21 protein-coding genes are annotated in these 21,053 nt (G+C 70.5%); 6 read left to right on the forward strand and 15 right to left on the reverse strand.

Annotated elements, in window-relative coordinates:
* Window positions 1-8: 8 nt before the first annotated feature.
* The 4 genes from IPI43_23520 to IPI43_23535 form a co-directional block, all read right to left on the reverse strand.
* Complete coding sequence (locus IPI43_23520) at window positions 9-797, reverse strand: META and DUF4377 domain-containing protein (GenBank protein ID MBK7777057.1); 789 nt, start codon at window positions 795-797, stop codon at window positions 9-11.
* 171 nt (window positions 798-968) lie between these two features.
* Entirely contained in the window at window positions 969-2,477 is a 1,509-nt protein-coding gene (locus IPI43_23525) for a GMC family oxidoreductase (GenBank protein ID MBK7777058.1), read from the reverse strand.
* Window positions 2,474-2,962, reverse strand: coding sequence for a hypothetical protein (locus IPI43_23530; GenBank protein MBK7777059.1), 489 nt, complete (start codon window positions 2,960-2,962; stop codon window positions 2,474-2,476). Before IPI43_23530 ends, IPI43_23525 begins: the two co-directional genes overlap by 4 nt.
* Before the next feature lie 65 nt (window positions 2,963-3,027).
* Window positions 3,028-4,416 (reverse strand): cytochrome P450, encoded by a 1,389-nt coding sequence (locus IPI43_23535; protein MBK7777060.1) that lies wholly within the window; start codon window positions 4,414-4,416, stop codon window positions 3,028-3,030.
* A gap of 60 nt (window positions 4,417-4,476) precedes the next feature.
* On the opposite strand from IPI43_23535, the gene IPI43_23540 reads away from it, so the two are divergent.
* Entirely contained in the window at window positions 4,477-5,076 is a 600-nt protein-coding gene (locus IPI43_23540; GenBank protein MBK7777061.1) for a TetR/AcrR family transcriptional regulator, read from the forward strand.
* A 3-nt stretch (window positions 5,077-5,079) separates the two neighbouring features.
* On the opposite strand, the gene IPI43_23545 is transcribed toward IPI43_23540, so the two are convergent.
* The 4 genes from IPI43_23545 to IPI43_23560 all read right to left on the reverse strand — a co-directional run bounded on the left by IPI43_23545 (window position 5,080) and on the right by IPI43_23560 (window position 10,044).
* Entirely contained in the window at window positions 5,080-6,522 is a 1,443-nt protein-coding gene (locus IPI43_23545) for an NAD(P)/FAD-dependent oxidoreductase (protein MBK7777062.1), read from the reverse strand.
* Window positions 6,519-7,391: a tetratricopeptide repeat protein gene (locus tag IPI43_23550; protein ID MBK7777063.1), complete on the reverse strand. Its 873-nt coding sequence runs from the start codon at window positions 7,389-7,391 to the stop codon at window positions 6,519-6,521. Before IPI43_23550 ends, IPI43_23545 begins: the two co-directional genes overlap by 4 nt.
* Window positions 7,392-7,405: 14 nt before the next feature.
* On the reverse strand, window positions 7,406-9,001 hold the full coding sequence (locus tag IPI43_23555; GenBank protein ID MBK7777064.1) for a putative metal-binding motif-containing protein: 1,596 nt from the start codon (window positions 8,999-9,001) through the stop codon (window positions 7,406-7,408).
* Between the two features lie 161 nt (window positions 9,002-9,162).
* Complete coding sequence (locus IPI43_23560) at window positions 9,163-10,044, reverse strand: LysR family transcriptional regulator (protein ID MBK7777065.1); 882 nt, start codon at window positions 10,042-10,044, stop codon at window positions 9,163-9,165.
* A gap of 117 nt (window positions 10,045-10,161) precedes the next feature.
* On the opposite strand from IPI43_23560, the gene IPI43_23565 reads away from it, so the two are divergent.
* On the forward strand, window positions 10,162-10,539 hold the full coding sequence (locus IPI43_23565; GenBank protein ID MBK7777066.1) for an SgcJ/EcaC family oxidoreductase: 378 nt from the start codon (window positions 10,162-10,164) through the stop codon (window positions 10,537-10,539).
* 9 nt (window positions 10,540-10,548) lie between these two features.
* A complete protein-coding gene (locus IPI43_23570) occupies window positions 10,549-11,535 on the forward strand; it encodes a zinc-binding dehydrogenase (GenBank protein MBK7777067.1) in 987 nt (328 codons plus the stop codon).
* An 18-nt stretch (window positions 11,536-11,553) separates the two neighbouring features.
* On the opposite strand, the gene IPI43_23575 is transcribed toward IPI43_23570, so the two are convergent.
* Window positions 11,554-12,756 (reverse strand): J domain-containing protein, encoded by a 1,203-nt coding sequence (locus tag IPI43_23575; GenBank protein ID MBK7777068.1) that lies wholly within the window; start codon window positions 12,754-12,756, stop codon window positions 11,554-11,556.
* Window positions 12,757-12,818: 62 nt separating this feature from the next.
* On the opposite strand from IPI43_23575, the gene IPI43_23580 reads away from it, so the two are divergent.
* Window positions 12,819-13,439, forward strand: coding sequence for a glutathione S-transferase family protein (locus IPI43_23580; protein ID MBK7777069.1), 621 nt, complete (start codon window positions 12,819-12,821; stop codon window positions 13,437-13,439).
* Window positions 13,440-13,451: 12 nt separating this feature from the next.
* Here IPI43_23580 and IPI43_23585 read toward each other — a convergent pair whose 3' ends face one another.
* Window positions 13,452-13,871, reverse strand: coding sequence for a SufE family protein (locus tag IPI43_23585; protein MBK7777070.1), 420 nt, complete (start codon window positions 13,869-13,871; stop codon window positions 13,452-13,454).
* A 4-nt stretch (window positions 13,872-13,875) separates the two neighbouring features.
* Window positions 13,876-14,220, reverse strand: a complete 345-nt coding sequence (locus IPI43_23590) for a copper-binding protein (protein ID MBK7777071.1) — start codon at window positions 14,218-14,220, stop codon at window positions 13,876-13,878.
* Window positions 14,221-14,321: 101 nt separating this feature from the next.
* On the opposite strand from IPI43_23590, the gene IPI43_23595 reads away from it, so the two are divergent.
* The gene (locus tag IPI43_23595) at window positions 14,322-16,163 is read left to right on the forward strand and encodes a hypothetical protein (protein MBK7777072.1); all 1,842 of its coding nucleotides are present in this window, start codon (window positions 14,322-14,324) and stop codon (window positions 16,161-16,163) included.
* An 86-nt stretch (window positions 16,164-16,249) separates the two neighbouring features.
* Here IPI43_23595 and IPI43_23600 read toward each other — a convergent pair whose 3' ends face one another.
* From IPI43_23600 to IPI43_23610, 3 genes are all read right to left on the reverse strand, one after another.
* Window positions 16,250-16,993 carry a hypothetical protein gene (locus IPI43_23600; GenBank protein ID MBK7777073.1) on the reverse strand — a complete coding sequence of 248 codons (744 nt, stop codon included), beginning with the start codon at window positions 16,991-16,993 and terminating at the stop codon, window positions 16,250-16,252.
* A 29-nt stretch (window positions 16,994-17,022) separates the two neighbouring features.
* Window positions 17,023-18,951 (reverse strand): CehA/McbA family metallohydrolase, encoded by a 1,929-nt coding sequence (locus IPI43_23605; GenBank protein ID MBK7777074.1) that lies wholly within the window; start codon window positions 18,949-18,951, stop codon window positions 17,023-17,025.
* An 86-nt stretch (window positions 18,952-19,037) separates the two neighbouring features.
* Window positions 19,038-19,412, reverse strand: coding sequence for a hypothetical protein (locus IPI43_23610; GenBank protein ID MBK7777075.1), 375 nt, complete (start codon window positions 19,410-19,412; stop codon window positions 19,038-19,040).
* Window positions 19,413-19,482: 70 nt separating this feature from the next.
* Here IPI43_23610 and IPI43_23615 point away from each other — a divergent pair, with 70 nt between their 5' ends.
* The gene (locus IPI43_23615; GenBank protein MBK7777076.1) at window positions 19,483-20,451 is read left to right on the forward strand and encodes a hypothetical protein; all 969 of its coding nucleotides are present in this window, start codon (window positions 19,483-19,485) and stop codon (window positions 20,449-20,451) included.
* 43 nt (window positions 20,452-20,494) lie between these two features.
* On the opposite strand, the gene IPI43_23620 is transcribed toward IPI43_23615, so the two are convergent.
* Window positions 20,495-21,001 carry a hypothetical protein gene (locus tag IPI43_23620; GenBank protein ID MBK7777077.1) on the reverse strand — a complete coding sequence of 169 codons (507 nt, stop codon included), beginning with the start codon at window positions 20,999-21,001 and terminating at the stop codon, window positions 20,495-20,497.
* Window positions 21,002-21,053: the final 52 nt, after the last annotated feature.

Consider the following 21,053-nt stretch of genomic DNA (forward strand, 5'->3'; position numbering starts at 1 on the left):
CGCCGGGCTCAGTTCTCGACCAGCTCGGACTCCACCACCATGTCGAGCACGTAGGCCACCGACGACCCATCGGCCGGGGGGTTGGCCACACGGTAGCGCAGCACGCGCACCACGTTGCGGGTGCCCGGCTCGTGGGTGTAGCCCTCGATGTCCTGGTAGAGGAACTCCCACTCGCCGTGCTCCACCTGGAGGCCGTTGTCGTCGTAGCGGACCTCGCGGATGTGCAGGCACTGGTAGTCCGGCATCATGGCGTGGTGGCAGGCCACGCGCTGCGGGGCCACCTCGAAGAACACGCGCTCGCCCGCGGTGCCGAAGCGCGTGTCGGCGGTGGGCTCGCCGCGGAAGCGCAGCGTGTCGCCCTCTGGGGTGGTCAGCACCAGCACGTCGTCGGCTTCGAGCTGCAGCGTGCCGCCTCCGCCGAGCACGCCCGCGATCGCGCTCTCGGCGCGCATGAGCGGCTCTTCGCAGGCCATCTCGGTCTGCATCAGCCCACCCACCGAGAACGCGCCGTCCGCCACGCTGAAGCTGCCGCCCATGCGGTTGCAGGCGTTCGAGACCGACACGCGGCCGTCGGTGAAGTCCAGCGTCACGGGCCGCTCGGGGTTGGGGAAGAACGCGTCGAGGCGGGTGCCGTCAGCGCTCGTCGCGTCCACCAGCTGCCAGTGGTAGGCCGAGAGGCGGGGGTCGGACGTGCCCTCGGTGGTCTCGTCGGGCGTGGTGCTGGAGGTCTCGCCGCGCTTGCAGCCGGGGGCAGCGAGCATGAGGAGCATGAGGAAGAGGAGGGAGATGCGTTTCATGGGGGTCTATCGAAGGGGGGAGGGCGCGAGCGGGTCGCGCGGTGCGACGACAGACGCTGGGCCTGCGAGGATGATTCAGTGTGGAGGAGCGTCGCCGTCGCCGTCGCCGTCCACGCTCAGGACAACGACAACGACAACGACAACGACAACGACAACGAGGGGACGTGGACTCTAGGCTCGGGCGGCGATCTGCCGGGTGAGCACGTCGGCCATGGCCATGCAGGTGGCCTGCGGGTTCACGGCGGTGGGGCTCGGGAAGATGCTCGTGTCGCAGATGTAGACGCCTTCGACCCCGCGCACGGCGCCGCTCGGGTCCACGGGGCCTTCGCTCTCGGAGGCGCTCATGCGGCACGAACCGAAGGCGTGGTTGCCGGTCATCATCATGTGCTTGGCGCCCAGCTTCGAGCTCAGCAGGTGCTCGGTGTCGCGCTTGTTGCGCAGCTTGCTGGGGACGCCCGGCATGGTGCCGGTGGACACGTACTGGGCGCCCACGTCCAAGAAGCCGTCGGCGGCCATCTTCATGCCGCGGAACACGTTGCGGGCCTCGAAGTCCGGCACCTGGAACTTCATGTTGGGGCGCCCGTGGCGGTCGGCCTTCACGCTGCCGCTGCACTTCCCGCGGTAGACGATGGCGATGACGGCCATGTACTTGATCTCGGAGAGTTCGCGCAGGAACGCCTCGCCCATGCCGCCCCACTTGGCCAGCAAGAGGCCCGGCGGTGCCCACAGCGACTCGAACTTCATGCCGCGGATGTCTTCGCTGATGGCGCCCCAGCCCTGCGTGGCGCCGATCCACGGGTCCACGCGCTCCTCCATGCGCGCGATGACGCCGCCCGTGAGGTGCACGTTGAGCGTGGCGCCGATGCGGCCGCGCGGGTTGATGCCGCTGCGCTGCAGGATGACGGGCGTGTTCATGACGCCGGCGGCCAGCACGATGCGCGGCGCGCGCACGTGGAAGGTGCCCACGCTGCGCCGGCCACGCGGGTCCACCACGCGGCCCGTCACGCCCACGGCGCGGGTGCCTTCCATCTCGATGTTCTCCACGTGCGCGCAGGTGTAGACGCGCGCGCCGTCCTTCACGGCATAGGGGATGTAGCTGCGGTCCGTGGACTGCTTGGCCCCGCTCGCGCAGCCCACCAGGCAGTCGGCGCAGCCCTCGCAGTTGTGCACCGCGCGCGGCAGGGCCTTGCCCGGCTGCCCGGCGGCAGCCAGCGCCTTCTGCACCACTCGGTTGCGCGGGCCCATCACCGACATGGGCGTGGGGGCCGTGCGCGTGCCCTCGAAGATGCGCTCGAACGCGGCGTCCAGCTCGGGGCCCTCCAGCCAGTGGAGCCCGTTGCTGCGCGACCAGTCCTGCCGCACCCAGTCCGGGATCTTGAGCATGATGGCCGAGTTCATGACGGTGCTGCCGCCCAGGCAGCGGCCCTGCATGATGGGCACGGGGGACTTGGCCTGGATGATGCGCAGGCCGCCGTCCCACATGTACTGACTCATGAAGCCGGGTCCGTCGCGCGTCATGTCCTCGGGGGCGATCTGCGGGCCGGCCTCCAGCACCACCGTGCGCAGCCCAGCGGCCGCGAAGTTCCTAGCCGCCACGGCGCCGCCCGCGCCGCTGCCCACCACGATGACGTCGGCGTGGTCGTCGAAGCCGCCCGTCAGGTCTTTGAGATGGTGGATCACGCGTTGCCGCCCTTCGAGTTCTCCACCGCCGACACCCGCGCGCGGTCGCGCACCAGGTAGTCCACGTCCACGTCGATGCGGAATGGGTCGCTGGGCCGGTCGCAGTGCGTCACCTGCCCGATGTAGCGCACCACGCTCGGGTGCCCGAAGTAGGTCATGGCCAGCGTGGCCTTGAGCGCTCCCACGAACTGCCCCATGGGCGAGAAGGGCTCTTTGTACCAGCGCTCGAACGCCTCCCGGCGACGTGCGAGGGGGACACGCTTCAAGCCTGGCCGCTCCCCCAGCGAGAGCGGCAGCATCACGTCGGCGGCCACGAACAGCGCGCCCACCAGCTGCGTGCGGTGCGGCGGCAGGTCTTCGAGGTAGCGCAGCGTGCGCGACGCCACGTCCGTGCTGCGCCAGTCCGGCGCTCCGAAGTCGTTCTCCGGATACAGCACCTCGGCCGTGCCTTCGATCCCGCTCACCATGCTCTCGACCATGCGCATGCGCGGACCGTATCAGATGCGGCGCCGGGCCCGAAGCGCGCTGCAAGGGGCCCCCCACGATTCGTCTACGCGTCCGGGCGCCTCGCTCGAAGGCCGAGGCGAAACGCTTGCGGCCGTGGCACCGGGCTCAGCGCGAGGCGCAGCGGGCCCGGGTCGTCGAACTCGAACCGCTGCACGATCATGCCGAGCGCCAGCGTGGCCTCCACCAGCGCGAAGCTGCGCCCGAGGCAGGTGCGGCGACCCACCCCGAAGGGCTTGTAGGCATACGCCGGCCTCTGGCGCGCGCGCTCGGGCAGGAAGCGGTCGGGATCGAAGCGCAGCGGGTCGGGCCAGACCTCCGGGTCCCGCTGGATGGCAGACAGCAAGAGGGCCACGGGCTGACCGCGCTGCACCGCGTAGCGGCCACCGAGCAGCGCGTCTTCCTTGGGACCGCGCGAGATGAACGGCAGCGTCGGGTGGAGCCGCAGCGTCTCGTCCAGCACGCAGCGCACACGCTCGAGGGAGCGGACGGCGGCGAAGGTCGGCGTCCCACCCGCGAAGACCTCGTCCACCTCGGCGCGGAGGGCAGCAGCCAGCGCCCGGTCGCGCGCCACGTAGTGCAGCGCCAGCGCGAGCAGGCCGGCCGTGGTCTCGTGCCCAGCGATGAGGAAGGTCAGGATCTGGTAGCGCACGTTGGCGTCGCTGAGCAGCTCGCCCGTCTTCGGGTCCGCGCTGGTCAGCATCCGCGAGAGCAGATCCTTCGGCCAGGCGTCGCGCGGCATGGCGCGCCGGCCGGCGATGACGGGATCCACCAGGTGGTGCAGGGCCCCCACGTCGCGCTCGAACGCGCGCTGTCTGTGCGCTTCGTACCACTGGCTGAGGCGCGGTCGGAAGGCGCCGTTCACGATCTCCTGCCCGCCGCGGCCGAGCGCGATCAGGAACGGGTCCAGCTTCGGGCGGTCGAACGTGCCGAAGCGGTGGTCGAAGCCCGCCAGCGAGATGGTCTCGAGCGTGAGCTTGATCGTGTCGCCCACCACGTCGACCGGCCTCTCGCTGCGTTGCCAGTGATCCAGGAGCTCGTTCAAGACTTCGAGCTTCGCGTCGAAGTAGCGCTCCATCGCGCTCCCGGCGAACGCGGGCGCGAGCACCCGGTGCGCCGCCCCCCACGCCGCTTCGTCGCTGTGCGCGGTGAAGAGGCCGTCACCTCCCAGCAGACGAACGCGCAGCATCAACGGGTCGATCACCTTCTCCCAGCGCTCGTCGTCGACCACCTCGGCCGCTAGCCGGGCGTTGCACACGAAGGTGAGGTCTGGGATGCCGGGCAGCGGCACACGGAAGACGCCCTCGCGCCGAAAGCGGTCGGCCATGCGCGTGAGCCCGGGGATGATCCCTTCGCGCGTGAGCACGAAGGGGAGCGGGCCCACCACGGGCCAGGTAGGAATCTGCGGGATGAGCTCTCGTGTCGTGTCGATCATGTGCTTAGATCTAGGCGCCGTCCGCTCCGCTCTCCACTCGCGTTCCGGGCTCCGTCCGCCATGAAGTCATCACCCCCGAAAACCCCACGAAGAGTGCCGAATCAGGAGCGCGCGCGCGTGCTCGTGGCGGCCATCTTGGAGGCGTCCGCTCACGTTCTCGAGGTCCACGGCTTCGAGGGAGCGACCACCGCGCGCATCGCCGCGAAGGCGGGCGTGAGCGTGGGGTCCCTGTATCAGTACTTCGGCACCAAGGAGGCCCTCTTCGACGCGCTGACCGCCGAGCTGATCGAGCGCCTCATGCTGGCCGTGGCGCCGGTGGTCGCGGCGCCCGCGGGCACTGTGGAGGACCGCATCGAGCGGGCGCTGGATGCAGGGTTCAGGGTGATTGCCCCCTACCCCACCGTGTTGCGCCAGCTCGCTGCCGCGACCGACACCGCCTTCGAAGCCCGCCTCTCGGTCCTGCGGCTTCAGGCCATCGACCTCGTGGGCACGCTCCTCTCCGACCCCACGAGCAGCCTCGACTCCCACGAGGTGGCGGTCCGCGCGCGCATGGTGGTCAACGCTAGCGAGGGCATCGTCCTGAACCTCACGCGCGGCGATGACTCCGCCCGCATCGCACGCGAGGCGAGCCGCATGTTCGCCCGCTACTGCGCCGCGTAGGCGCTACTCCAGCAAGCCCCGCGCCGTCTGCTTGGGGATCCGCCGGAGCGCGCTCTCGGCCGCGTAGAACCCGCACATGCCGTGCACGCCGCCGCCCGGCGGAGTGGACGCGGAGCACAGGAACACGCGCGGGTTGGGCGTGCTGTACGGGTTCAGGCGCGCCACGGGCCGCGTGAACAGCTGGAACATGTCGGCCACGCCGCCGGTCACCGCGCCGCCCACGTAGTTGGGGTTGTGTGCCTCGAGGTCCGGCGTGCGCGTCACGTGCCGCGCCAGGATGCGGTCGCGGAAGCCCGGCGCAAACCGCTCGATCTGCCGCTCCACCACCTGCGTCAGGTCTTCGTCGCTGCCCGCCGGCACGTGGCAGTAGCCATAGCCCGTGCGCTTGCCCTCGGGCGCGCGGCTCGCGTCCATGTCGGCCTGCTGCACCATCAGCACGAAGGGCCGCTCGGGGTGCTCGCCGCGCCACACGGCCGCCTCGGCCGCGGCGATCTCACCCAGCGTGCCGCCCACGTGCACGGTGGACGCCTCGAGGCAGCGCGGATCCTTCCACGGGACGGGCCCGTCCAGCGCCCAGTCCAGCTTGAACACCCCGGGGCCAAAGCGGTACTTGCCCAGGCGCTTGCGGTAACCCCCCGGCAGCACGTCCTCCGCGATGCGCGCCAGCTGGTCGGGGCTGGTGTCGAACAGGTACACCTTGGCGGGCGGCAGGTCGGCTGGCCCACGCACCCAGTGCCCCGTCTCGAGCTCGCCACCGAGCGACCGCAGGTGCGCCACCAGCGCGTTGGCCAGCATCTGCGAGCCGCCGCGCACCACGGGCCAGTTGGCCACGTGCGCCGTGATCAAGAACACCAAGCCCAGCGCCCCGGTGAGCGGCTTCTCGAGCGGCAGCACCGAGTGCGCGGCGCAGCCCGCCAAGAGCGCCTTCGCGCGCTCGCCCTCGAAACGCCTGCCGAGGCCCACCGCGGAGCGCAGCCCCAAGAGCCCGAAGCGCAGCATGGTGAGCGGGTGCTTCGGAAGGCGCAGCGGCGCCAGCGCGTCGCCCAGGAAGCCTTCGGGGTCCTTCAAGAAGGGCCGCACCAGCTTGCTGTAGGTGGCCGCGTCGCCGCCCAGCTCCTCCATGGTGGCGTCGAGCGAGCGCCGCAGCAGCACGGCGGGACCATCGGCAAACGGGTGCGCCACCGAGGCCTCGCCCGCGTCCCACACCAGGCCGTGGCGCTCGAGCGGCAGCGTGCGCAGGTACGGCGACAGCACGCCCATGGGGTGCGCCGCGGCGCACACGTCGTGATGGAAGCCCGGCAGCGTGAGCTCGGCGGTGCGCATGCCGCCGCCCAGCGTGGGCATGCCCTCCAGCACCAGCACGCGCGCGCCCCGCTCGGCCATTCGGATGGCGGCCGCGAGCCCGTTGGGGCCCGAGCCGATCACCACGGCGTCGTAGCTCTTCAGAAGCGCCCGCCCACGGTCACGGACGCGCCGCCGGGCCGCACGTCGGCTTGCACCGCCACGTCGTCGTCATCGGTGTCGTCGTCGCCCTGCACCAGCAACAGCACCAGGCCGATGACGCCACTCACTACCCCGAGCGACAGCCCCACGTCGGCCGTGATGGAGCGCCGCCGCAGGCCGCGCACCTCCGCGTCCGTGCAGTTCCGCGCGCCGTCGCGCCCACAGGTGCGGGCCAGCGCGCGGTCCTCGCTGCGCGTCATCAGCCCAGCCACCGCGAAGGTGACCACACCCGCGCCCGCCACCCCGAACATGGCGATCGCGGCCCCGTTGCCGCCGCTGCTGCTCGTGTCCGTGCTCTCGTCCAGCTCGGGGTCACCCACGTCGGTCCCGGCCCGCTGGGTCTCGCCCGGCTCGTCCGTCTCGGGGTGCGTCATCAGCGTGGGCGGCGGGTCATCGCTGGGCGGCGTGGTGCCGGCCCCGCTCTGCTGCGCCGCGTGCCGCCGCCGCAGGTTCACCAAGCGCTCCTCGAGCGCGGCGTGGTTGGGCGCCTCGGGGCTCGCCGCCAAGAACTGCTCGAGCCGCGTGATGGCGGGCTGAAGCTGCCCCAAGCGCTCGTGGCACGCGTAGAGGTTGTAGAGCAGCTGCGGATATTGCGTGAGCGCGTAGGCGCGCTCGAACTCGCGCAGCGCGGACTCGTAGTCGCCGGTGTCGAAGTAGCCCGTGGCCGCCAGGAAGTGCGCGCGGGCGATCTGGTCGCTCGACTCCGAGGGCTGCGCTGTGGCCTGCATTGGGGCGCCGAGCAGCGTGGCCAACAGCAACAGCGCCGCACCCACGAGCCTGCGCGCGGAGGGTGAACGGAAGACGATGGTCATGGGGAGGGCTCGCATCATGGCTCTTGGCAGAAGGAGAAGGCGGTGGTGTCGAGCGCGATCTGGGAGGTTCCGTCCTGCCACATGACCGAGATGACCGAGCGCTCCGTGACGCGCTCGAGGTACGCCGCAGCGACGTCGCGCAGGCGGTTGCTGTTGCCGGGGAAGGCCTCGATCACGCGCGTCCCACCGAGGCTGATGGGGTCGTCGGGCGCGCTCACGTCATAGCTGCCCGTCAGCATGCGCAGCGCGTCACCGGCCGCCGCGCGCGTGCCGAAGAAGAGCGCGAAGCGGCCAGCCCCGTAGCCCACGATGGCCAGCGGGCCCGAGGGAGTACCGGAGGTCCCGGTGACCTCGACGCGATCGCCCAGCGAGCACGTCCCCAGCGTCTGGGCGCGGCTGCACACCACCGGCACCAGCGCGAGGCGGATGGCCCCGCCCTGCACCTGGTAGCGCAGCGCGAGCACGTAGTGGTGCCGGTTCGGGGCGCCTGCCATCACGCCCACCTGGGCCACCGCGGGGCGGCCCTGGATCGTGGTGGCATCGGAGATCACGTCCGCGGCGCCCACGATGGTCTCGCCGTTGGACGTCAGGTCCCAGACCGCCAGGTTCCCGTTGCTGGTGGTGAAGAACACGTGGCCGGAGGGTGACCCCGCCGCGTTCACCGGGTCCCTGGACTCCGCCGGCGCGAGCGTGGAGTCCACCTCCACGCACGTGGCGGGCGAGCCCTGACGGCACGAGTTCAGGCGGTCCGGCAGGGAGGCCGCGCCGATCTCGCCCACCACCCAGCGCGGCGGCTCGGCGCCGCCAGTCATGATTCCGCCGGGCCGGAACGAGACGTCCTCCGTGGTGGTGATGCCGCCCAGGCTGGTGATGGCGATGTCGGTGCCCGACGTGTCGATGTCGCCGTAGTACGCGGCGATGTCATTCCCATCGGGGCTGCGCCGCACGGCGATCAGGTCCATGTCGGGATCGGCGGGCGTGTTCCCATCGCGGATGACCGCGATGCTCACCAGGTTGCTCAGCTCGGGCGGGGCGGCGATGTAGTTCGAGATCTGCACGAACGACGTGGGATCATTGCCCGTGGCTCGGATGATGAACGCCGAGTTGTTCCCGCCGTCCGACTCGATGGAGGCGGCCACGAACCAGCTCTCGCCAGCCGTGGTGGACGCCAGGCTGATGGGCGCCACGAAGGGCGTGGCTTCGAGGTCGAGCTGGTCGAAGCTGAAGAGTGTCCGCGCGGGGTGCTCGGTCACCGTGGACTCGACGGCCAACAGCTCACGCAGCGCAGCGCCACCGCACGCCTCGTCCACGTCGTTGGCGCAGATCTCGGGAGCCCCCGGATACACGTCGTCGCGCGTGTCGTCGCAGTCCATGCCGCCGCATTCGATGGCGTCCGCGCCGTCGTCGTCTCGGTCCGCGTCTTCGGCGCAGGCTTCGGCCGCGTCTATCCCGGTGTCCGCGCCCAGGTCCACGCTGCCGTCCGGCACGCCGCCCTGGTGCTCATCCGCCCCGAAGAGGAGAGTGCACCCACCCATCGCGGAAGCCACCCCAACCATCCACACCAACCACGCGGCCATGACCCCGCCGCGTGGCACCCTGAGAGCATTCATGTCCAGACGTCCTCGAAGCGGGCCGGGTGTCGACCGCGCCCGCGCAGGATGACACGCGGGGTGGAGGTGGCCAACGGTGGGTGGCCCACCCCGTCGTTGAACCCCTGCCTGCCTGATCTAGTCCTCCAGCGCGCAAGAGAACGAAGCGGCGAGTGTCCGGCTCAAGCTCCACCGAGGTAGCCGGCCACAGTCCGCTGGCAGTAGTCCAGGTACGCGCGGATGACCCGTGAAGGATGCGGCTGCCGCTTGTAGAGCAAGCTCACCTCTTGCTCGGGGAATGGGTGGTCCGGCAGCAGCGTCACGAGCCGCCCCTCACGGAGCGCCTCCGCCGCGAGGAACGGAGGGAGCTCCGTCACCACGTCTCCCGCGATCGCGCGTCGGCGCAGGTGGAGATAGTCGTTCACGGCCAGGAGCGGCGTCGGTTCGACCTCACGCTCGCCGAGACGCCAGGGCCGCCGAGCGTTCGCGTCGCGCACCCACATGGCCGCCGGGAACGTCAGCAGCGCGTCCCGGCTCGTGGGCATCCCGCAGCGCGCGATCAGGGTGGGGCTCGCCACGAGGATGTGGCGGTACCGCAGCAGGCGCTTCGCCACCAGGCTCTCGTGAACCACGGGCCCGATGCGCAGGGCGACGTCGATGCCCTCGGCGCTCAGGTCGACGGCGCGCTCGGTCGTGTAGACCACCACCTGGATGTCCGGGTGCTCCCGCTGGAAGGCGGCCAGCAGCTCCCACCAGGGCTCGAACGACGGGGGTATGGACAGCCGCAAACGTCCCTTGAGCACGTGCTGGTGGCTGGTCACCGCGAGCTCGCCCTCGTGCAGGGCGTCGATGCCGCGGCTGGCGTGCTCGTACAGCAACATGCCCGCGTCCGTGAGCTTCACGCCCCGTGCGGTGCGCTCGAGCAGCTGGACGCCGAGCTGCTCCTCCAGCTGGCGGACGTTGCGGCTGAGCGTGGCCAGCGGCACCCGGGTCTCGAGTGACGCCGCAGACAGGCTGCCCGCCCGAACCACGGCGATGAACAGCTCGGTCGCGTTGAGGTCCATGTGGTTCCTTCCATTTGTGGAAGGCATGGTGCCATTCTTCGGCCTGATGTTTCAAATCCGGTAGGTCTATGTCTCTTCAGTCGGCAGCGAGTCACCGCTGCCCAAGGAGAACCGCCCATGACCATCCAGGACCTGATCGCCCAGTACGAGACCGCGCTGAACGCCAGCGACGTCGAGAGAATCCTGACGCTGTACGGCAGCGAGCCCGTCTTCATGCCGCAGCACGCGCCCGCGCTCGTTGGCCGCGATGCCGTGCGCGCCGGCTACGAGCAGGTGTTCGCCACCCTCAAGCTCAGTGTCCGGTTCGAAGTCCACGAGATCCACGAGGCGGGCGATTGGGCCTGGGGTCGCACCAGCTCCGCCGGCCGCACGCGCATCCTTGCCGCCGACTCCGAAGTCTCCGAAGGCAACAACGAGCTCTTCGTCTTTCGCCGCGAGAGCGGTGAGTGGCGCATCCACCGCTACCTGTTTGCCACCAACCAACCCCCAGCCTGAGGCACCACCATGAAAGGCTACATCATCGAACGCGCTGGCGGCCCCGAGGTGCTCACGCTGGCTGAGGTTGCCGCGCCGCAGGCCAAGGCGGACGAGGTGACGATCTGCGTCCGCGCCTTCGGTCTGAACCGGGCCGAGGTCTATCGCCGAACCGGCAAGATGGGCCCCATCAGCACTCCTGTGGTGCCCGGCATCGAAGCCGTGGGCGAGGTGATCTCGGATCCGTCCGGCACGTTCGCGGCGGGCCAGAGGGTCGGCACGGCCATGGGCGGCCTGCAGTTCTCGCGGAGCGGAAGCTACGCGGAAGAGGTGGCGGTGCTGCGCAGCAACGTCATCGACCTGCAGGACACGACGCTGTCCTGGGAGGAGCTCGCGGCGCTGCCCGAGTCGTACCTCACGGTGTGGGGTGCGCTGACCAAGAGCCTCGGCCTCGCCAAGGGCCAGACTCTGCTGGTTCGTGGGGCCACGGCTTCCGTTGGAATGGCGGCTGTCGTCTACGCGAAGAGCCTCGGCGCCCAGGTCATCGCGACGACGCGCTCGGCAGACAACGCGCCGCGACTGCGTGAGGTGGGCGCCGACCTGGTCGTCGTGGATGGTGGCGAGGTCCACGAGGACGTGAGGCGCGCGTTTCCCGAAGGGGTCGATGCGGCGCTCGAGGTGGTAGGCGCCGCCACCCTGCGCGACACCATCAAGACGCTCAAGCCGTTTGGCGGTGTCGCCGTCATCGGCTTGCTCGGAGGTCCCCCGGTGATGGAGAACCTGCATCTGATGCAGGACCTCCCGAACGCGATACGGCTGAGCTTCTTCCCGAGCGGCCTGCTCGGCACGGCGGCTCTGCCGCTCATCGACTCGCCGTTAGGCGCGATCGCAGCCGGTATCGCGGCGGGCAGGATTCGATCGCTCCGGGTGCGCACGTTCGACTTCGGCCAGGTGCGGGAGGCCCACGCCCTGATGGAGAGCGACCGCGTCCTCGGGAAGCTCGTCGTTCGGATGTGAGCCACCGGGCGCGGTGCCTCACCGCCTCTTCGGTGGACCGTTCTTCTTGCCCTTGGCGCTCGCCCGCGCCTTGCGAGGCCTGACCGGCCCGGTGCTCCTCACGACTTCCCCGACGGCGCGCAAGATACTCTCGAACGCGGCCCCCCGCGGGTCGCCGCGCAGGACCTCTTGCAGCAACGCCACGTCCTCCGGGTCGAGGTCGTCGAAGTCGTCGAGGCCTTCCAAGATGTCCAGGCCCGAGAGGCCTCCGAAGCCTTCCAGTTCCTCGGCATCGTCCCGCGGGGGGCCCTCCATCAGCTCCGTGAGCGAGACCTTCCCTTCGACGAAGCCGCCTACGAAGTCGCGCACTCGCCGGAGCTCGTCGCGCTTCGCCACTTCGTACGCGAGCAGCATCTCGAGGGGAGGGTCGCTGCGGTCGCGCGCGGCGCGGCGGGTGTCGATGACCAGCGTGCCCAGGAAGCTGGCCCGCATCGCGCGGAGCTCGGCTTTCAGGTTCTCGTACTGCTGCACCAGCTCTTGGAGCAGGCCCGTGCCCCCCACGAGCCCTTCGACGTCGATGCCGAGCTCACGGCTCAGCTCCAGCAAGCGCTGCGTGTCGCCGCTGTGGTAGGCGTCGTTCACCTGACGCATCACGTCTCCGTGCGCGGCGCGCTCGGCGTCGTCCTCCGCTCGGTCGGGGTGATACTGCCGCGCGAGCTTGTGGTATAGCGCCCGCAGCCCCTTGTCGCGGTCGGGCTTCTTCGCGGCGGCGTGGTCGGCAGGCATGCTCCCCGTGGGCCGTCCCTCGAACGGAGTAGCGCCGAACGGTGTCCCGTCGAAGCCCTCGGCGCCCGCCTCCGCTTCACTTGCGTCGTTGCGCCCGCCTCGCGCGGCGCGGGCCGCGGTGCACGCCGGGCATGGGCAGTCGTCCGCCTCTTCCGTCGCGCCGGGAGGGGGGGCGAGCACGCCGTCGCGCATCAGCTCTTCGTACAGCTCCCGGACCTGCTTCTTCTTCGCCTTCGAGAGCCCCGGCTTGGCCATCGCTTGCTGGAAGCGCGCGTGCACCTCGCCGTCCACCGTGAGCGCCTCTTGCGCCGCTTCGCGGAGAGGCCCCATGGCCAGGTCGAGCTGCTCCATCTCCTTCTGGAAGCGCTGCTTCTCGGTGGTCTTTCGGCGGATCAGGCCGCGAAGCCGGACGACGGGGTCTGCTGCCTTGCCGGATGGGTGGAGGAGGTCGCTCACGGGTCCTACTCTGGTACGAAACCTGGGCGTTGAGAAATCCCTTCGTGCTACGGGAGAGCCCCATGACCCACTACAAGCTCACCTACTTCGACATGGACGGCGGCCGCGCCGAGTCCATCCGCCTGGCCTTCCACATCGGTGACATCCCCTTCGAGGACGAGCGCTGGGCGTTCCCCGAGTTCGGCCAGAAGCGCGGCACCCTGCGCTTCAACGCCCTCCCCGTGATGACCATCGACGGCGCCCAGGTCACGCAGTCGAACGCGCTCAACCGCTACGTGGGCCGCTTGGCCGGGCTCTACCCCCAAGACGCGCTGCAGGCGCTCTACTGCGACGAGGCGCTGGACGCCGTGGAGGACATCGGCCACCAGCTGGGGCGCACCTTCGGCCTCAAGGGCGACGCCATGCGCGACGCGCGCGAGGCGCTCGTGAAGGGCCCGCTCACCTGCTTGCTGAAGGGCCTCGACCAGCTGCTCACGCGCGGCGGCGGCCAGTACTTCGCCGACGAGCGCCTCACGGTGGCCGACCTCAAGGTCTTCGTGCAGGTGCGCGCCCTCACGGCGGGCTACCTCGACCACATCCCCACCACCTTCGTGCAGGAGCTCACGCCCGCGCTCGCCGCGCACTGCGCCCGCATCGGGGAGCACCCGCGCATCGCCGCGTACTACGCTAGCCGCAAGCGCTAGCGCACGGGAGCGCTACGCCGCGGCCAGCGCCTTGATGCGCCCCACCATGGACAAGAGCCCGTTGCTGCGGCCCTGGCTCAGGTGCTGGTCGAGGCCCAGCTCGGCGAAGGTGGGGCGCGGGTCGAGCGCGCGGATCTCGTCGCGCGTCTTGCCGCTGAACATCACCAGCAGGATGGCCACCAGGCCCCGCACGATGTGCGCGTCGGAGTCGGCCTCGAACACGATGCGCTCGGGGTCGTCGCTCTCGGCCACCACCAGCCACACCTGGCTCTGGCAGCCCAGCACCTTGTTCTCGGGGGTGCGCAGCGCCTCGGGCATCTCCGGCAGGCGCTTGCCCAGCTCGATGATGTAGCGGTAACGCTCCATCCAGTCGTCGAGGAACTCGAAGTTCTCGAGCAGCTCGGGGAGCGAGACGCCAACGGGGTTGTGCATGGGCTCAGCGCTTCGTGATGGACACGATGGCGTGCCGCCCGCCGCCCTCGGCCGCGAAGGTGAAGCGCACCGCGTCGTTCACGTCGAGGCCGTCCACCTGGCTCGCGCTGCGCAGGCTGAAGGGCATGGTCATGGCGGGCATGTAGCCCGGCACGTCCTCGTGCTGGATGGTGATGCTCAGCCGGTCGCGGTCGATGCCGCGCACCACGCCGTTGGTGGTGTACTGGTTGGCCTGCTGCGTCTCGGCGCTGGCCACCTCGCCGCTGGCGGACTCGGGGCTGAGGCAGGCGCTGGCGCTGAGAGCGATGAGCAGCGCGAACAGCGCGCGGGGCGTGGTGAGCAGGGACATCGGGCCTAGTCTGGGCGGGCCCCCGGGCATCGGCAAGCCTAGCGACGAGCCCACTGACACTGTGATAGTGTTATCGCTGTCTCGTCACCGGGGGTGTCTTCATGCGCGCACTCATCCTGCTTGTTTCCCTCTCTCTTCTTGGCTGGGGATGTGGGTCCTCGGGGGACGGCCCGGCCGCCGACCAGGGGCCTCTTGCCGACCAGGGCCCCTCCGACAACGGCACCATCGACGACGCCGCCACGGACCAGGGCCCCGTCGTGATGCCGCTGTGTGGCAACGGCGTGGTGGACAGCGGCGAGGCCTGCGACGACGGCAACGGCATCCTCGCCGACGCCTGCCCCGACGGCCCCACGGGCACCTGCCAGGCGGCCAGCTGCAACGACGGCTTCATGTACATCGCGGCATACGGCGGCACCGAGACGTGTGACGACGGCGGCAACGCGCCGGGGGACGGCTGCTCGGCCACGTGCTCGGTGGAGTCCACCACCTGCGGCAACGGGACCACGGAGACGGGCGAGTCGTGCGACCTCGGCGCGAACAACTCCAACACCGCGTCGGGTGCCTGCCCCAACGTGTGTCGCGCGACGTGTCGCTGCCCGGCGTGCGGCGACGGCGTGGTGGACTACGCGCGCGGGGAAGAGTGCGACGACTGGAACCCGAACTCGGGGGACGGCTGCAGCGCGGCCTGCGTGCTGGAGGTGGGCTCCGCGTGCGGCAATGGGATGCTCGAGGCGGCGCAGGGCGAGGCGTGTGACGACGGCGGCAACGCCCCCAACGACGGCTGCTCGGCGACGTGCCAGCTGGAGCCCGTGGGTGCGATGTGTGGCGACGGGAACATGGACACGGGCGAGGTCTGCGACGACGGCGACCTGATGAACGGCGACGGCTGCAACCCCACCTGCAACCTGCTCGGGAACATCTCGCCGTTCCTCAGCGTGGCCGGCGTGACCACCATGTACGCCGACAACACGTACCTGTGGATGGCCGTCGAGGGCTCGGGGGCGATCACCCGCGTGGACATCGCAGCCTGCATCACCGCGCTCGCGGCCGCGGGCAGCTGCACCGTGCAGACGGTGATCTCGGGGCTCACCGGCGCGGCCACCACCCCCGTCTCGGACGGCACCACGCTGTGGTACGCGCACGGCTCGGCCAACAACTTCGGGCCGTACATCATGTCGCTCGACATCGCCGCGTGCGAGAGCGCGGGGCTGCCGTGCAACGCCCTGCCGCAGATCGAAGCCGGCACCGCCGCGTGGGGCGGCCACAGCGATGGGCTCGGCACGGCCGCGGGCATCGGCGAGCTGCGCGGGCTCACCTACTACAACGGCAAGGTCTACTTCCTGGACGGCAACTGCGGCACGCTGCGCTCGTTCGACCCGGCCACCACGGCGGTGCGCACGCTGGTGGGGCCGAGCTCACCCACGTGTCCGAGCACGGCCGCGCAGACGGGCTACGGCAGCGCCGCGCGCCTCGGCAGCCCGCGCTACATGACCAGCGACGGCTCGGGGAACCTGTTCCTCACCGACAACGGCGACCACCGCATCTATCGCTACAACGTGGCCACCGGCTACCTGGACGTGTTCCTGGGCTCGGGGACCGCAGGCTACCAGGACAGCCCGAACCCCGCGCTCGCGCAGCTGAGCCGGCCGCGCGACATCACCTCGGACGGCACCAGCGTGTACTGGGCCGAGTACAACGGCTTCACGCTGCGCCAGGCCGACCTGCTGACCGCTGGCTCGAGCACGCTGGTGGGCGCGCCCAACACCTGCGGCGACGTCGCGGGCGCGGGCACCAACGCGCGCATGGGCAAGCCTTTCACCACGGCCTTCCACTTCCCCACGCGCTCCATCTTCGTGATGAGCAGCCAGGCCAACGGCGACGCGGCGGGTACCGGCGAGTGCGTGGGCATGACCGTCCCCACACGCATCTGGCGCGTTCGCTAGATTCTCGGCACGAATCGACTCGTCGTCATCCACGACCCATCGCGGGAGCGCGTGGGCACGCACGCGCACACGATAGCCTGCGGGGGCTACTCGCAGATGGCGATGGGATGGATGATCACCGCGTCGGTCGCGCTGCCCTGGTCGCCCTCGAGGCTGAAGCTCACGGAGGCCGCGAGCAGCAGTGTGCCGTCCGCGAGCGCGCGCGCCGTGATGGTGGGCTCGCCCACGGTGTGGCCGAACGCGGGCCCCTCGAGCGGGATGGTGCGGAACTCTTCGCCGCAGCGCAGCTCGAGCGTGTCTCGGAACACGGGCCACTCGCCCGTGGTGGGGTCGCCCTCCTGGCCAGTGCGCGTTCGGGTGCGGCGCAGCACCTGCACGCCCACAGACGAGTCGCTGCCCGGGGGGACCATCACGCCCGGGTCCGCGAGCGGCTCGAAGCCGCCTGCGTTTGCGAGGTTGCGGGCGTTCGCGATGGCGTTGCGGTCCACCACGGCGGGGTCCACCTCGAGGAACTGCTGGCCCTCGGGGTGCTGGTAGTATGTGAGTTCCACCGGCTCCGGGCCCAGCACGCGGATGCTGAGGGTGGCGCCGTCCTGGATGCTGCGCGAGCCCACCGCACACATCACGTCGCCGCGCGGAGACTCGCCGAAGCACACGCGGTCGAGCGGCTCGCCGCGCTCGAGGTGCCGGATGGCGTCCTCGATGGTGACGGTGGAGTCCGCGCCGTCCATGGGCGTGGTGGTGGACGCCGGATTCGAGGCGCCGCTGCACGCAGCGAGGGAGGAGGTGAGCGTGGTCAGCGCGAGGGCCAGCAGGGAAGGGCGGTTCATCTACGGATGATGCACCCTTTCGGCGCCGCTCACCCCTCGATGAACACGGGCGAGGCCCAGGCCATCTCGCCGTCCTGCTGCACCACGCGGGCGTACACGTAGTCCGCGCTCACCTCGGCTTCGATCACCGCGTCGCGGTCGCTGCCCGCTGCCGTGGCCACCACGCCGTCGCGGGTGATCAGCTCGAGGCGCGCCACGCTGCTCTCGCCGTGGGCTCGCGCGCTCACCTGCACCGCGCCCGTGCGCTGCAGCGTGCTGCCCATGGGCTCGCCATCCACGCGCATGTCGAGCAGGATCTTGGCGCCGCTGGTGCCGTAGCAGCGGCGCGTGCGCAGCGCCTCGAACACGGCATCGCGCGTGAGCTCGGGCGCCTGCACGGCGGTCAGGCCCGTGCGGTACGGGTCACGCTTGCGTGCCTCGCCGTGGTGGTAGAGCAGGCCGTGGCTGTCGCTCGACGCGGTGAAGCCGAAGCGCAGGCCCTTCTTCAGCATGACGTCGGCCAGCTGGTGCACGTGCTCGCCGCGCATGCCGAGCGGGTGGTCCGCGTGCTCGTAGCAGCCGTGGCACGAGCAGATCTCCCACACGGGCTGCCCTTCGGGGTCGTGCCCGGGCTCGTCGCAGCCGGTCCAGCCGATGTGGTGCGGAGACGCGATGCCGCCCAACGCACGCACGGCGCGCACCAGGTCACCGCCCTCGGGCAGGTCGTCGCGCGACACCAGCGGCAGCCCACGGCGCGGCAGGTACACGCACTTGTGGCCCGGCCCCGGGTACATCTTGCCGGTCCACTCGTAGGCGATCAGCGTGGCGAACGCGCCCGGCTCGTCGAAGCGGTCGGCCACGTCCTGCAGGTAGGCCCACTCGCCGGGGCCCGTGCGCTTGCCCAGGAACGACTCGTGGTCGGTGAGCGCCACGAAGTCGTCGTCGTAGCGGTAGCGCGCGCGCAGGTAGACCTCGTCGGCGCTGCCCACACCGTCCGAGTGCGCGCTGTGCTGCTGGATGTCGCCGAAGAACGTCTGCAGCCCGTGAGCGCGCGCCGGGTCGGATTCGGGGGCGCGGGCCACCAACGAGGCGGGGGTCACGCGCGGGCGGACCTCGGCCGGCACCCACGCAGGCGCTTCGCCGAGCGGCGGCTCGAGGGACTGCAGCAGCACACCGCGCCGGTCGCGCTGGGCCGTGAGCAAGCGCTGCCCGTCCGCACCCTGCACCGCAGCGACGGTCACCCAGCGCCCACGCGAGCCCCACTCGCCGTCACTCAGCGCCACGCGGGCGTGAAAGCCCGTGGCATCGAGATCCTGACGCCAGAAATTGTGCGAGCCGCGCCCGAAGAGCGCCACCGCGCCACGCGGGCCAACCGCCAGCGCGGGGAACTCGAAGCTCTGCTCCACGTCGGCGCGGTCGCGGTCGCGGTCGGTCATGGGCGCCGCCGGCTCCAGCACCTGGCCGTCATCACGCACCAGCCGCAGCGCGATCCACTTGGCCACGTCGGTCTCGAGGCGGTCCTCGCGCAGGTCGTGGTGGAACGCCACCAAGTGCCCCTCGGGCCCGTGGAGTACGGCTGGCGCGGCCACCATGCACGGTGCCTCGAACACCAGCACGCGCTCCGCGCCGGGCAGGTCCAGCCACACGCGGCTGATCCCCTGCCCATGCTCCACCGTGACGCGCGCCCCTGTGCTGGGCGCGACGGCCGCCAGCAGCTCAGCCGAGTCGTCACACGGCTCCGGGTGGTCCGCGGCGAGCGCCATCACGCCAGGCAGGAGCGGGCCCGCCTCTTCGCTCAGCACCTCGCCAGCGGCATCCAGCTGGAAGCGAAGCACTCGCTCCCCACTGGGCGGCCCCGACTCACCATGTTTCCCGGACTCCCAGGCGATGACGTGCAGCGTGGCCCCCGCCCCGGATTCGTTGGTGATCAGGCGGGGTGCGCGCAGGTAACGCTCCGGGGACTGCGGCAGCAGAGGCATCCCTCTTCTGTGCCACCGCGGGCCTCCGGAGAGCAAGTTCGAGGACCGACGGGCACGGCCGGCGGCGGAGGCCCGAGCTCACCCCTCTAGGGAGGCGGAGGCACGTAGCGGCGCTCGAAGTCCGGGTGGGCGTACGTCAGCTCCTCACCGATGTCTTCCCCCTGTCCACCCAGCTCCCGATGGCCGATGTCGTAGAGGATGTCTGCGGCCAGCAGCGCGGAGGTCATCCCCTCGATCCAGCGTGTGGCTTCCTCCCGCGAGGCCTCGAGCTCTACGTGCAAGTGGTACTTGGCTTGCTGCGGATCCAGCGTCTCGAGGTGGAACTTCATGGTGGCAGACTCCACCTCCCACGTCGTTCCGAAGATCCGGTGCCGCTGTTGGGTCCGACCCAGCCACCCCGCCACGAAGAGCTCCACCTGGGCGAGGTTGGTCTGGTGAAAGCTTCCCGTGATGTAGTGCACGGCGTGGAACGTCCGAGAGTCCCCTTGATTCCCATGGGTAGTCGGCGCCGGGCTGACTAGCATTCCCCTCATGATGACTCGCTTGCTTCCTGTGGTTCTCGGGCTCACCCCCTTCTTCTCGACTCTCCTCGCCGGCTGCGGCACCGGTGGTGGCACCGTGGATCCCCCGCCCGAGGAGGACTGGACCGGCTGCCCCACGGCTGCCGAGCACGTGGCCGACCCCAGCTGGAACACCACGTTCGTGGAGGCCGAGGACCTCGTGCTGTGCACGGTGGCCGGCGAGAACAACAGCGCGAGCCCCATCGCGGAGGTCTTTCGACAGAAGCTCATGCTGCGCCTGCCGGCGGGCACGTACCGCCTCCCGAACGAGGAGACCTCGGGGGCCTACACCCTACCGCTCTGCACCCGCAGCGAGCCTGGCGGCGCCGCCCAGGGCATCGACGGACCGGGCTCGGTCAGTCGTGAGGGCTCCATCATCGCCACCCAGCCGTTGGCCATCGGGGACGCGCGCATGTCCATCTACGACCTCGCAGCGGGCAAGACGCTCGAAGTGTGCGTGGACGGTGACGGCTGCAGCCTGGACGAGGGCACCGGCGTGCGCCTCATGGGAGCGGACTGCCAGCCCGATGCCTCGGCATGGGCCACGCCGCGCCCCGACGTGTTTCGGCGGCGCCGGCTGACGGTGGCGTTCGAGGGCGGCGAGCTCACCTTCGACGTGGTCACCATCGTGGGCTCGGACAACCCGGACATCATCGGGCTCTACCCGGTGGCGGGACCTCTGCTGTCGGTCGAGGGCAACTTCAACGGCGCGGCGATCGACACGAACAACTACTGGGAGATGTCCTACTGGGCCGCGCACCACGTGTTCGGCCAGTACTTCGGCGTGGTGCTCCCGAGCCCCGACGGCGACACGTGCGCGTTGGAGGTCGCGGAGGGCGTGTTCTCGGAGCCGCCGAGCTACACCGTGTACCGGCTCGACTGCGACTTCGAGCGCATCGGCGAGCTGGCCTTCGAGTCGGTCACGTCGGAAGAGCTGTAGGGGTCACGGAGCGTCCGGCGAGGAGTTCACCACGTGCTGCTGGTCACTTCGCGCCCGATCCGGTGGTTCGACCACGTTTCGTGGCACCCTTCTGTGGAGTCTTTTTCGTGGGCTTCTTCCGGGGCTTCTTCGACTCGGATGCGCCCTCCGTCGCGTCCTCCCCGAGTGCTGCAGCCTCGACGGTCCACGCGCTCACGTCTTTCAACGTGTGCAAGGCCGCACGCTTGGCGGAGTGGGGCAGCACGGCGTGCTGCCCCGCGACATGATCACCCGAGTACCACTCGCCGCGCGCGCCGAGCTTCCTGGCAACCTCGAGCGACGCGGCGAGCTCGTCCTTCACCATGAAGTACGCCGAGTCGATCAGGTACACCCGAAGCGAGACCGTGTCGTCGCGAACCTCGAGCCGAACCGGGCCCTCCGCGGACGCCAGCACCGCGTCGAGTGTGGTCGGCTGCCGACGCTTTGCGGTGGGGGGGAGGTCCGCAGCGCGCCACTGCTCCGCCACACCGCCAGGAAACGTGAGCTCACCAACGATGAAGTAGAGGTCCATAGGGGCTCCGACGTTCGGCCGGCCGCGCCCCAATCTCAACAATTTTTCGCTG

This window comes from Sandaracinaceae bacterium (genome assembly GCA_016706685.1).
Classification (GTDB): domain Bacteria; phylum Myxococcota_A; class Polyangia; order Polyangiales; family Houyiibacteriaceae; genus JADJJE01.

Bases quoted from the DNA above. Each gene is read 5' to 3' on its own strand.
- IPI43_23590 (MBK7777071.1), bottom strand. From the start codon at position 14,220: ATGTCCCTGCTCACCACGCCCCGCGCGCTGTTCGCGCTGCTCATCGCT.
- IPI43_23620 (MBK7777077.1), bottom strand. From the start codon at position 21,001: ATGGACCTCTACTTCATCGTTGGTGAGCTCACGTTTCCTGGCGGTGTG.
- IPI43_23585 (MBK7777070.1), bottom strand. From the start codon at position 13,871: ATGCACAACCCCGTTGGCGTCTCGCTCCCCGAGCTGCTCGAGAACTTC.
- IPI43_23520 (MBK7777057.1), bottom strand. From the start codon at position 797: ATGAAACGCATCTCCCTCCTCTTCCTCATGCTCCTCATGCTCGCTGCC.
- IPI43_23535 (MBK7777060.1), bottom strand. From the start codon at position 4,416: ATGATCGACACGACACGAGAGCTCATCCCGCAGATTCCTACCTGGCCC.
- IPI43_23595 (MBK7777072.1), top strand. From the start codon at position 14,322: ATGCGCGCACTCATCCTGCTTGTTTCCCTCTCTCTTCTTGGCTGGGGA.
- IPI43_23560 (MBK7777065.1), bottom strand. From the start codon at position 10,044: ATGGACCTCAACGCGACCGAGCTGTTCATCGCCGTGGTTCGGGCGGGC.
- IPI43_23605 (MBK7777074.1), bottom strand. From the start codon at position 18,951: ATGCCTCTGCTGCCGCAGTCCCCGGAGCGTTACCTGCGCGCACCCCGC.
- IPI43_23565 (MBK7777066.1), top strand. From the start codon at position 10,162: ATGACCATCCAGGACCTGATCGCCCAGTACGAGACCGCGCTGAACGCC.
- IPI43_23555 (MBK7777064.1), bottom strand. From the start codon at position 9,001: ATGAATGCTCTCAGGGTGCCACGCGGCGGGGTCATGGCCGCGTGGTTG.
- IPI43_23530 (MBK7777059.1), bottom strand. From the start codon at position 2,962: ATGCGCATGGTCGAGAGCATGGTGAGCGGGATCGAAGGCACGGCCGAG.
- IPI43_23550 (MBK7777063.1), bottom strand. From the start codon at position 7,391: ATGACCATCGTCTTCCGTTCACCCTCCGCGCGCAGGCTCGTGGGTGCG.
- IPI43_23580 (MBK7777069.1), top strand. From the start codon at position 12,819: ATGACCCACTACAAGCTCACCTACTTCGACATGGACGGCGGCCGCGCC.
- IPI43_23570 (MBK7777067.1), top strand. From the start codon at position 10,549: ATGAAAGGCTACATCATCGAACGCGCTGGCGGCCCCGAGGTGCTCACG.
- IPI43_23540 (MBK7777061.1), top strand. From the start codon at position 4,477: ATGAAGTCATCACCCCCGAAAACCCCACGAAGAGTGCCGAATCAGGAG.
- IPI43_23615 (MBK7777076.1), top strand. From the start codon at position 19,483: ATGATGACTCGCTTGCTTCCTGTGGTTCTCGGGCTCACCCCCTTCTTC.
- IPI43_23600 (MBK7777073.1), bottom strand. From the start codon at position 16,993: ATGAACCGCCCTTCCCTGCTGGCCCTCGCGCTGACCACGCTCACCTCC.